Below are 11705 nucleotides of genomic sequence, written 5' to 3' on the forward strand. Positions count from 1 at the left end.
GCAAAATTTCCCGAAGCTCAGATTTTAGTAAAATGCCATGTTGTAACAGTTTACTAAAATCTGACCAAAAAAAGAATTTTTAATGCTAAACTTTCAGGCTGATAAAGTTTATTTTTGCTGCTGTGTTACGGCATAAAAAATGGAACGATTGCCGGATTTAAGGAGTCTAATAGAGGAAAGGAAGTCAAGGAACTTCAAGATCACAAAACTGAAATTATGAATAAAATTTTTACCTGTGGGCGATCGACCAAAATTCCGCTCCTAAGTTTGTCCTTGGCTGTGCTGGCGAGTCTGTCGCCCTTTCGTGGGACGATCGCCAGTCCGCCCTCTCCATCCCCCAAACAGCCCTCGAACCCTACTAAAATTGTCTCACTCGCTCGACCGCCAGCACTGCCAGCCGGCTCAAAATCTCCCAAAAATCCGGCAACAGTGGCGGCGAATTTATCCCCAGCAGAGACGATAAAGGCTCAGGGAACAGCGACTGGGCGATCGCTCGAAATAGAAGAAATTCGGGGTACAGTCAGCTTTAAAGGGCGGCCAGCGGTCGTGGGCGATCGGCTACTCGCCCCCGGAGACGAAATCATCACCGGCCCCGATTCCACAGCCCGTTTAGGCATCGACAACAACATCGGCGTCGTGGAAGTTGCCGAAAAAACCGCAGTCAGAATATCCAATTTGTCAAGCAGTGCAGGTGGTGAAAAAGACACAGCCATTTTTGTCAGCAGGGGGCGAGTCAGGTTGTCGATCGGCAAAACTGCTGCGACAACTCCCGCAGCCAACACCTCAACAATTATCCCGCCGAACCAAATAGTCGCCCTCAATACCTTCAGCGGACTCGGCAAATCCAGTCAAATTGCCCAAAAAACCCGTTCTGCCAAAAGGGCCCCAGTCAGGGTTGAAACCCCAGAAGGCGTTGCCGGAGTCCGCGGTACCTCCTTTGGCGTCAGCGTCGGCGGCGGCAAAACCGCAGTCGAAACTATTGAAGGTCAAGTCGTAGTATCCGGCAACACCGACTCGGAAGTAGTTCTCAACAGCGGCAACTCCACGACTATTTTCCCTCAAACCCCGCCCGTGGCGCCCTCAGCCAGCCCTCGCCTAGCTCAACTCAAAGTCCGCAGTTTGTTGAGACTCAGCGGCAATATCTATAGCCTCAGCGGTCAAATTAACCCGATCGACACAGTTTATGTCCACAACGAAGAAATTAAGATCGATCGAAAGGGCAACTTCAAAATCCAAGGAATTTTACCGCCAAGCCGCCGCCTCAAAATCTTAGTGCGAGGCCCGTCAGTCACAGAAAGGCATTACAGCTTCGCAGTTCGCTAAACAACCTATCGTCGCGAGTAATATACGCGGGCAGTCTCTGAGGACGTGAGTTATATCCTAAGTCCTATCTGGGTTGATTATTTTGTGTAGGTGCGAAGCATTTTGCGGTGAAACTTGGTAGTCAAAATAAATAAATTTTGCCCCCACCCTTCGCCCTTACGGTCTCGTAAAACTTCATGACCGAAAGCATCCAGGATACAAGCCCCCGGATTCATTCCTTCGCAGACTCAGGACCCACAAATAAAAAACCTGTATCCGATGAAACTTGTCCCCCGAATTTATCCGTGGGGTCGCCTCTAAAATCTAAAATCTAAAATCTAAAATCGATTGACTCCCATTCCTCTCGAAGTTAGGACTCGAATGTCAATGATTGCGTCAAATTAATTGCATGAAGTTCAAAAAATGGATCGATCATCTCAAACAAAATCAACTGCTCTGCCTGCGGCAATATATAGCAACAAACCCTCCCTGGCTCACAGGAGCAGCAGTAGGTATAATGTCTGTCGCCATGCTGCACTTTGGAATGTGGAAACCCCTTGAATATTTGGGATACAAAACCCTATTTCAAATTCGAGAATCGGGAATTTTGCCAAATCCCGGATGGGATGAGAGAATTGTGGTAATTGCGATCGAACGGCATTCCTTGCAGGAATACGGTCAATTTCCTTGGCCTCGCAACCGCTACGCCCAACTGCTGGAAGCGCTGAAAAAATCCCCCCCTACAGCAGTTGGTTTTGACATTCTTTTCCTCGATCCAAGTCCGAAAGATGATATTTTAGCCGCTGCGATCGCCGCCAACGGCAAAGTTGTACTCGCTAGAACCACCAAAGAAGAACCCGTAGCATCTTTAAAAGCCGCCGCCGCAGGTGTCGGCCACATCGGCCAGGAACCCGATAGCGACGGTATTAGCCGCGAGTCAAAAATCTTTCTCAACGGGATTCCTAATTTCGGTTTAGCAATGATTCACAGGTACAATGCTGCTAATCCCCAAGATCCAGTATTGCTCCCACAGTCCAAAAATAAGCAGGAAAAAAAAGTCTGGGTTAACTGGCCGGGGAAAACAGAAAATCTACCTACCTATGCTTTTGTTGATGTCGTAGAAGGTAGAATTCCCGCAGATGCTCTGACTAATAAGTTAGTTTTAGTGGGCATAGTTGCTACCGGTTTCGATCCGATATCTTCACCTCTCGACAAGACTACGGCTGGGGTTTATTTATATGCAGCGTTGATTGACAATTTGCTCAATCAACGCTTGCTACGGCGGCTGCCGATACTGCTAGAAATTTTGTTATTGTTGGGGATTGGCCCGCTTACGGCCTTGGTTCTGGGCAACCGAGGTGTTAAGGAGAGAATTGCGATCGCTCTCGGTTTGCCTATAATTTGGATTGGGGCTGGTGCTTTGTTATTTGGCTTCTTTTTTTGGTGGGTTCCGATTGCCGCACCTATCGGCACCCTCATTTTATCTGGCACTGCTTTGCAACTGCGGGAACAGTACGAAAAGCAGCAGTTGATGAGGTTATTTGAAAAGCACGTCGCTCCAGAGACAGCTCAGCTTATTTGGGAACGCAAAGCGGAGATATTTGAACAGGGAGAACTGGAACCTCAAGAACTTACAGCCACGGTGCTGTTTATGGATATTCGTAGTTTTACTTCGATTTCAGAAAAAATGCCGCCGCGAGATTTACTCACCTGGTTGAACAATTATTTGGAAGCGATGACTAACTGTATTATGGATCACGGCGGCGTTGTAGATAAATACATCGGTGATGCAATTATGGCAGTTTTTGGAGTGCCTTTTTGCCATACCGAATATCGAGAAATTCAACAAGATGCTTTGAATGCAGTTGCGGCTTGTATTGCGATGCACGAACGGCTGCACCAACTTAATCAGCAGCTTAGAATTGAACACAAACCTTTAATTAAGTTTGGCATCGGTTTGCATACCGGACAGTTAGTTGCTGGTAGCGTGGGCGGTTCCCGGCGTTTGAATTATTCTGTGATCGGCGATGCTGTCAACGTTGCTGCTAGATTGGAGGCGATGAATAAGGAAATTGTTTCTGACAGTCCTTTTAATTTGTTGGTGACGGCGAGGACTTTTGCTTACGTGCGCGATCGCTACGAAGGCCAAAAAGTAGGCTCGATTCAATTGCGCGGCAAAAAAGAAGAGACTGTGGTTTATGCTATTTTGGGCGAAAAGCATTAGTTATCGGGCATGGGGCATGGGGCATGGGGCATGGGGCATGGGGCATGGGGCATGGGGCATGGGGCATGGGGCATGGGGCATTAGTTGTGAAATTATGTGCTGTTAATTATGCCCAATTACTTCATACTGGGGAATTAAAATATTGGTTGTGGGGGCGGGTTTTTCGACAATCTACGCCTCAAACAAATAATCTCAAAAACCCGCCCCCGCCCCACGGGAAATCGAAATATACATTTTTTCAGGCGATCGCCCCTGTTGGTTGATGTACATTATTAGCAGTGTGGGGGCGGGTTTATAAAGCGTGTTTGTACTGATTAGATATTGTCGTAAAACCCGCCACTACGGAATTATATTGTTTCCCAATTCCCAATTCCCAATTCCCAATTCCCAATCTAATCAAATACGCTTAGCCGCAGAGTTTTAGCTATTTTTTCTAACAGAAATAAGCCACCGATAGAATTTCCGTCTTTATCCAGGGGCGGACTGTAAAAGCCGATCGCACCTTGACCCGGAATTACCGACACCAAAGCCCCGCTAACTCCCGACTTAGCCGGCAGTCCCACCCGCAGCGCAAAGCGGCCCGATGCTTCATACAAACCGCAAGTCGCCATCAGCGCTTTGACAGTACGGCAGTTTTCCCCCATTGCTCGATCGCCACTATTTACCAAAACCATCCCCAGCTTAGCTAAATCCTCCACAGTTCCCGACAAACAGCAGATGCGATTGTAGGTTTCTAAAGCAATTTCTGCATTTTGAATATAACCCGATTCTACCATTTTCAAGGCGAGATTCCAATTATTTTTATTCGGGTTTTCCTTCACTGAATCGAGCATTAACTCGTCAACAAATAACTGACTGTTTGCCTGTTGATTCAGCCAAGTTCGCAAGTTTTGACAGCGCGACACAGCATTTTGACCGGGAATCAAAGACGCTAGGGCGATCGCCCCGCTATTAATCATCGGATTTCTCGGCTTCCCTTCGTCTATTTCGAGTTGAGTTAGGGAATTGAAAGGCAGTTCCGAAGGCTCGCAGCCAACGCAGTCAAATACCGTTTTTTCGCCGACTTCGCACAGCAAATAAAGCAGCACAAAAGGCTTGACTACACTCATCAGCGGGAATGTTTGAGCAATGCTACCCCAGCTCATAATTTGCGCGTCAATTGCCCGAATTTGCACGGCAAACCCTTGTCGATCCGCTTGCGCTAGGAGAGGTATGTACGCAGGGATTTGACCGGATTTACTGCGATTAATTGCCTCTTTTGCCCAAGCTGCCAGTTGTTCGGGTTGCAGGGAAGATAGTTGGCTGGTGGATATATTCACACTCGATTATTTCGATCATTTTAAATTTTAGATTGGCATTCCTGGCGCGCTATTGAGCCATAAGCCCCCTTTATTAACCGAATTGCGTCACTTGGGCCTGCTGCGGGAAGAAACTGGGTTTCTTAGGTGAGATAAGGCAAGCTCATAATTTGATGAAATTTTTGTGTGGTGTCCCGTCTGCCCGAAAAATACAACGCAAGATGCGGGACACCTTATTTAAGGCTGTTGACCTTTGGGCCTGCCGGGAGCAAATAAATTTTTCATAAAAAACCTGTACTCTGCATAAAAATCTTCCCTTCACCCGGATATATAAGTAGCAGCTTCAAGGCAACGCTGCTATCTAAAACAAACCAGCACTAGCTGGAAATGCCTTCAGATTCTTATATTTAAGCCCCAGCAAGGGGCGGGGTGCATATTTAACTTAATTCTTTCAGAGTTCGCCAAATCCTGTCCGGAAAACCCCCGAACCTTTAAGAATGTACTATCCAACCGGATTCACCAAAACCAGGATAAAAAAATGGCAGACGAACCGAAAGCAGAAGCACCAAAGCCCGCTCCCATGATTTTTAAGGGTGTGTGCAACGACGGAGTTCTCAAAGGCAAAGAAATTGAAGGCAAACTAGACATCAAAGTCAACGTTGAATCTGTCAAAACCCCTGAAGCAAAGCCCACAAAATCCCCGTGGGAGCCAGTTATCTTTTGGGTTTTGTTTGCATTTATGGCAAACTTGATTGTCGGCGACCCCGCCGGAATGAGAAAAAACAGCTCCCCACAAAGGTCTCATTCTCATCAGATTTTAAACCAATCTGGGGAGCAGTCGCTGTTGCCTAAGAAAAACACCAGCAACTTGCCACTTTAGGCCCTGGGAGCTTGCCAGCCGCGCAAATAGTAATAGAAAGACCCGAAATATTCATCGAATACTCGCGTCGTAGTTACCAAAGCTTCTGCACTAGGCAAAAAATCTCCCGCGTCTAAGCGGAGTCTACTGGATTTCCCTCCTGATGTGGGTTGAAAAGTGTAGAAGTCGGTAGCCCTAGGAATCACCTGGATTCCCATATTCGCAAAAGCGAGGCTGGCACGGCGCATCTGAATCGCAGATGTTACCAGGATTACTTTGCGCGGGGCGCCACGGGTGTCGAGTATCTTTCTCACCTCTTGGGCGCTGGTGCGTATGTTGCTGCCGTTATCGTCGAGAACGATACTGCTGCGCGGCACGCCCATGTTGTTTGCCAGCAAAGTCTCGATATCCTTAGCTTCGCCAACATAACCCTCCAACTCTGGTCTGGGGCCAGCGGTAACGATGACCATCGGTGCCACTTTTTGGCGGTACAAAACTGCTGCATAGGGCAGGCGATTGCCTGTATCTGTCAGTTGAATCGCTACTCGGTTGGGGATGTGAGGCTGAGTGGTTCCCTTGCCCAAGAGGACGATCGCCGCTGCGGTTTCATCGCAGCAAGCTGTGCGGACGGCTGCAGCGGCGTCCCGTTCTGCTTGCTCCGCGAACCAGTAAGCGACAACTGGCATACTCGAAAGGATCAAAACTAGCAGGGCTGCCAAAATCATTCTCGGCGCCGGGTTGCGGATGCCCCCGTTCGTGATCAGCGCCGATGCAATCACCAGCAGAGTGATGGAAAAACCCAGCGGCTTAAAGAAGAAGGCTATGAGCCCGAAAATCGCTGCTCCGACCGGGGTGTCTGGTGCAAAAAAAGCTAGGATCAAAAGGCTGATCAGCAGCAAAACGCGCAGCCGGTCTAATAAGGGATTGTCTTTGCCTCCTGATTGATCCCACCACGATTTGATCAGTGAGAACAGGAGGAATAGAAATAGAATGCGAGCTAACAGTTCTGGCATCTTGCAATATTCTGTGTCTTCATAAATTAGTACAGAAGTTTGGAAACGAGCGCGAATTTAGCTGCGGGAGGAAATACGGGCATCGGTGGGTTTTTAACTTTCGCGAATAACGCAGTCCGATCGCATTTATCCTGATGCTCGCTTCCGGTCAGCTATCAACTATTGGCTGCAGGGTGAAGCCCGCTACTTCCAGTCACAGATTGCTGACAGTTAATTGGTAATTGATAACTGGTAATAGTTGATTGGTAATTGGTAATGGATCGAGCACGCCGTAGGTGGAATTGACAATTCAAGCCTGCTTTGTTCTGCCTACTTTTTTCCCCATTACCTGTTACCGATTCACCAATCCCAATTTATCGGCGCTTCAGTTGATTCCGAATTGCCTGCGTTACCGTTTGAATTACTTTAACACGAGCATAATACTTGTTATCGGCCGCAATTAGCGTCCAGGGAGCAAGCGGCGTGCTGGTGCGCTGAATCATTTGATTCACCGCCACTTCATAATAATTCCACTTTTGGCGATTCCGCCAATCTTCCTCGGTGAGTTTGTATTGTTTAAATGGATTGTTTTGCCGCTCTGTAAACCGCTTTAGTTGCTCGTCAGGACTGATGTGCAGCCAGAATTTAACTAAGACACAACCGAAACTGGTGAGTTGCTCCTCAAATTCGTTGATTTCCTGATAAGCTCGGCGCCATTCGGGTTCGGTGGCAAATCCTTCGACTCGCTCGACCAGCACTCTACCATACCAACTACGATCGCAAATGCTGATTTTACCAGCCGTTGGCAGCCGCCGCCAGAACCGCCACAGGTAGTGATGCGCTTTTTCTTCGTCTGTCGGCGCCCCAAAGGCATTAACGATGTAACTGCGGGGGTCTAATATGTCCGTCAAGCGTTTGATTGCTCCTCCTTTACCGGCGGCGTCCCAACCTTCAAACAGCACTAACACGGGGATTTCCTCTTCGTAGATGCTTTGTTGCAGTTGGCCAAAACGGGTTTGTTCCTCGCGAAGTTGCTGTTTGTATTCGTCGGGCGACAGCGATTGAGTTAAATCTACTTGGGCCAGCAAGTCTGGTTCGGTGGGTTGCAAGCTTTCTTGAGGTGGCAATTTCACGGGTGCAGATTGCGTCGGCAGTCTGTCTAAGGCTTCTGTAATTGTCGCTGCCATTTGGGTCAAAACTTTGACTCTTGCCCACCGTTGACAATCGCCTTCTACTAGCGTCCAAGGTGCCGGGCCCGTGCCGGTTTGGGCTACCATTTCTTCGGCAAAAGTTGTGTATTCTTGGTATTTTTTGGCTTGTTTCCAATCTTCGGGCCGCACTCGCCAAGCTTGTAAGGTGTCGTCTTCTAGTTTTTTGAGCCGATGCTTGAGCTCTTTTTTGCTCAGGTGAATCCAAAATTTGGCAATTGCGGCGCCGTCATCTACCATCTGCCGCTCGAAGGCGTTGATTTGCCTGATGGCTGTCGGTACTTCTGCGTCGGAGACTCGATCGAACAATCGGTCTTCTAAAATGTGAGTGTACCAACTGTGATAAAAAAAGCCAATTTTGCCACGGGCGGGGAGTTTCTGCCAAAATCGCCACAGGAAAGGATACCCTATTTCTGCATCTGACGGCGGCCAAATCGGGTGTACCGCAAACCCGCGCGGGTCCATGTACCCCACCATTTTTTTGACCAGCGCGCCTTTACCGGCGGCGGCCCAACCTTCGAGGACGATAATTGCGGGCAATTTTTTTTCCCTGCAGGCCAGTTGGAGCGATCGCAACTGTTGCATTAAAATTTCTATCTTGGCATCATAGGTTTCTTTATCCAGGGAAATATCTAAATCGAGGTTGTCGAGCATATTTACCTCATATTAATCAGTAAAAAACAGTTTAACGTTAGTTTAACGTTTGGATAAAATTAAATCCTCGATTCAGGGGAAAACGTTATAAAAATTACAATTACGGCTGGTTAAAAGCCAGAGCGCTCCTGCAATCAAATGCCACCCTCGTTAATACTAGCAAGAATCCCTCGCTTTCAAACTTGCAAAAAAAAACAGCTCAGGTTATAGTTGAAATAGGGAACTTTTAAATAAGTTCAAATTCTCCCCTCCCCCGATCGGGCGAGTTAACAGGAGGAGCCAAAAATCCCTGAAAAAGGATTTATTGTAAAACAGAGCAAAAGTAAAAATCAACTACCCGCTGGGGGTGACAACTTCTTTACTTAGCTGTAGAAACTTTATTCAAACAATAGTAGTTATTTAAGCACCAAGCTTGGTAACGAAAGAGAGCGCGACTCATCGACATCCAGCCATAAACTCCAATACAAAACTAGCCCAAAAGGGCAAACCAATTTTTATGATTGCGCTATGAGATAAAACCTGAAAGCCTGGGTGATATAAACAGGTTTCTGAGTTTTATCGACACCATTCTCAAATACTAAAAGCGGTTTAGGTGCGGGCGCGCGTGCCCGCCCCACAAGAGTATTTATTTCTTGTGGAACAGGCCGGAGTGCCTGTTACTGACGTTTGTCCAAAATGTCTGAATTACTGTACTTGTTTGCCCATACCAATTAAGAGGAACAGTCCGAAATTACGGATTGCAAGTTTTTTATGAATATCTTGACAACACGCTCCTACAAAGGCGAAACTGACTGGTGCGCGATCGCAAATTTGATCGATGCTTGCGAAGCAGTGGATAGACTCGGCGAAGAAGTCTCTGCAACTGAACTCAAGCTAATACTTGATGCCCCCAAACTCGACCAAGCCCGTGACGTGCAGTTGTGGGAAGATGGTAATTACAAACTGATCGGTTTGTCACTCCTAGATATGCCCGATTCGCCAGAGGAAATAGACGCTTGTCTCTGGTTTTACGTGCATCCAAATGTCCGTAGCGAAGGTTTAGAAAAAGACATAATTAAGTGGGGAGAAAAGCGGCTGGGCGAAGTAGGAAAAGAACGCAATTTGCCGGCAAAATTGCGTACCTACAGCCGGGAGGACAAAACCGATGAGATGCGGCTGTTAGAGAAACAGGGCTTTGAGGTCGATCGCTATTTTTGGAGAATGGCCCGATCCCTCGCCGAACCCATACCAACACCGGAATTTCCCGCAGATTTTGCACTGACACACGTATCAGGAGAACAAGACATCCAACCCTGGGTAGAGATGTTCAACCAGTCATTTATCGATCACTGGAATCACCACGATTTAACTGCGGAAACCGTGCGCTACTGGATGCAAGACGCCAATTATCAGCCGGAATTAGACTTGATTGCTGTTTCGGGCGAGCGCAAATTTGCAGCTTTCTGCGACTGTCAAATCAAACCCCAAAAAAACGCCCGCAGCGGCACAAAAGACGGTTGGATTGAATTGTTGGGTACGCGGCGCGACTTTCGGAAAATGGGTTTAGGAAAAGCGATGCTGTTAGCTGGTTTGCATAAGTTGAAAGCAGCGGGTGCAAACACAGCTAAACTCAGCGTTGATGCTGACAGTTTGACGGGGGCGACAAAGCTTTACAAATCAGTCGGTTTCCGCCCGATGGAAACTTGGATCGAGTGGGCTAAGACAGTGTAAATTCGTTAGGGTGGTCAGAAACCGGGTTTTTGCGAAAATACTGCGTTACAGCCGGCCGATTCGGTAAAAAACCCGGTTTCTTGGGTTTTGATGCGAGATCCCTTTTGGATCGAATGGGCGATCGTACTTTTATTATGTCGCGCACATTATGCTAGGATTAACTGATCAAAAATCATCCTAATTTCTATGACGCGATTCATTCACGATCGCTTTGCTAAAGAATACCTAGAAGAACTGCTTTCACCCATCGGAACAGTTAAGGTCGGTCGCGATGTGACTTCGGAAGTCCGAGAAATCGATGTTTATTTCACTCCAGGTACCGCAATTCCCGAATACTCATCAAGCCTGGGATTGTTGGGAAAAATGGCTGACACAACTGCAATTTTTGAACCGTTTCGCAATCCGGTAACTGTCAGCGAAGTCTTGAGCTGCATGAGTAAGTTATGGGATTTGCGAGGTGAATTGGAGCGGCAGGCGAGAAGAGAAAATACTCGCTATGATGAGGATCTGTTGCCCCGAATGTGGATTTTGACACCCACAGCATCGAAAGCGCTGGTGGAGGGTTTTGGTGGGATACCAAACCCTGAGAATTGGATCGAGGGAATCTATTTTTTCCCGGAGCACTGGCGAGCAGCAATTGTGGCGATTCACCAGTTGCCAGAAATCCCAGAAACCCTGTGGTTGAGGATTTTGGGGAAAGGGAAAGTACAGCAAAGGGCGATCGGGCAATTGAGTGCTTTAGCAACGGACGATCCGTTACGGATTATTGCGCTAGAATTATTGTATCGTCTACAGTCACATTTAGTAGTCGAAACCCAACAGGAACCTGAGCCAGAAGAGCGGGAGTTAATTATGGCGATTGCACCACTTTTTCAACAACAAATACAAGCAGCACAGCAACAAGCTAGAGAAGAAGGACTAGAACGAGGACTAGAACGAGGACTAGAACGAGGACTAGAACGAGGACTAGAACGAGGCAGACAAGAACAGCAGCGCTTAATCTTAGAAAATTTTCTGCGAGTTAGATTTGGAGAATTAAGCCAGAGAATGACAGTATTTTTATCTCCAATATCCAACTTGCCGGCTGCGGAATTTACAGTGTTGTTGCTGGCAATATCGATGCTAACAGTTGATGAAGAAGGGCGGGAACAAGCTGTAAGATTATTGGCAGAAAATGTCTTGAGAATGTACCAAAATGAATTGGGTGATATTCTGCCTACAGCCCTTACCAATTTACTAGCATTGCCTGTGGCAGAATTGACATTGTTGGTAGAACAACTGCCGCAGTTATCGGCTGATGGATTGAGGGAAAGGTTCGGGAAAATCCCTGAATAAACCTGTTTGAGTAGCTATAGAGTGCGATCGCCCTTTTTTACTCAAGGGGCGATCGTACTTTTCTTGATTTCCTAAATCAACCGGAAATTAGCGGATGTAATCGCATTGGCACTCACTCCAATC

The 11705-nt window shown here is 47.3% G+C and carries 8 protein-coding genes; 5 read left to right on the forward strand and 3 right to left on the reverse strand.

Annotation, left to right across the window (positions count from 1 at the left end; translation table 11 throughout):
* Positions 1-216: 216 nt before the first annotated feature.
* Positions 217-1323, forward strand: a complete 1107-nt coding sequence (locus tag QUB12_RS22945; RefSeq protein WP_333147581.1) for a FecR domain-containing protein — start codon at positions 217-219, stop codon at positions 1321-1323.
* Positions 1324-1711: 388 nt separating this feature from the next.
* A complete protein-coding gene (locus tag QUB12_RS22950; RefSeq protein WP_333147583.1) occupies positions 1712-3526 on the forward strand; it encodes an adenylate/guanylate cyclase domain-containing protein in 1815 nt (604 codons plus the stop codon).
* A 392-nt stretch (positions 3527-3918) separates the two neighbouring features.
* Here QUB12_RS22950 and glsA read toward each other — a convergent pair whose 3' ends face one another.
* Complete coding sequence (glsA, locus tag QUB12_RS22955; RefSeq protein ID WP_333147798.1) at positions 3919-4845, reverse strand: glutaminase A; 927 nt, start codon at positions 4843-4845, stop codon at positions 3919-3921.
* A gap of 517 nt (positions 4846-5362) precedes the next feature.
* Here glsA and QUB12_RS22960 point away from each other — a divergent pair.
* The gene (locus tag QUB12_RS22960; protein WP_333147802.1) at positions 5363-5704 is read left to right on the forward strand and encodes a hypothetical protein; all 342 of its coding nucleotides are present in this window, start codon (positions 5363-5365) and stop codon (positions 5702-5704) included.
* Here the strand turns inward: QUB12_RS22960 and QUB12_RS22965 are convergent.
* Together QUB12_RS22965 and pap are read right to left on the reverse strand one after the other, a co-directional pair.
* Complete coding sequence (locus QUB12_RS22965) at positions 5701-6696, reverse strand: YdcF family protein (protein WP_333147803.1); 996 nt, start codon at positions 6694-6696, stop codon at positions 5701-5703. The two genes, QUB12_RS22960 and QUB12_RS22965, sit on opposite strands and share 4 nt — an antisense overlap.
* A gap of 353 nt (positions 6697-7049) precedes the next feature.
* Positions 7050-8537 carry a polyphosphate:AMP phosphotransferase gene (gene pap / locus QUB12_RS22970; RefSeq protein WP_333147805.1) on the reverse strand — a complete coding sequence of 496 codons (1488 nt, stop codon included), beginning with the start codon at positions 8535-8537 and terminating at the stop codon, positions 7050-7052.
* 750 nt (positions 8538-9287) lie between these two features.
* Here pap and QUB12_RS22975 point away from each other — a divergent pair.
* Positions 9288-10247, forward strand: a complete 960-nt coding sequence (locus tag QUB12_RS22975) for a GNAT family N-acetyltransferase (protein WP_333308504.1) — start codon at positions 9288-9290, stop codon at positions 10245-10247.
* A 186-nt stretch (positions 10248-10433) separates the two neighbouring features.
* Positions 10434-11582, forward strand: coding sequence for a flagellar assembly protein H (locus QUB12_RS22980; RefSeq protein ID WP_333308506.1), 1149 nt, complete (start codon positions 10434-10436; stop codon positions 11580-11582).
* Positions 11583-11705 lie beyond the last annotated feature (123 nt).

It is taken from the genome of Microcoleus sp. B7-D4 (assembly GCF_036705125.1).
Lineage (GTDB): Bacteria > Cyanobacteriota > Cyanobacteriia > Cyanobacteriales > Microcoleaceae > Microcoleus.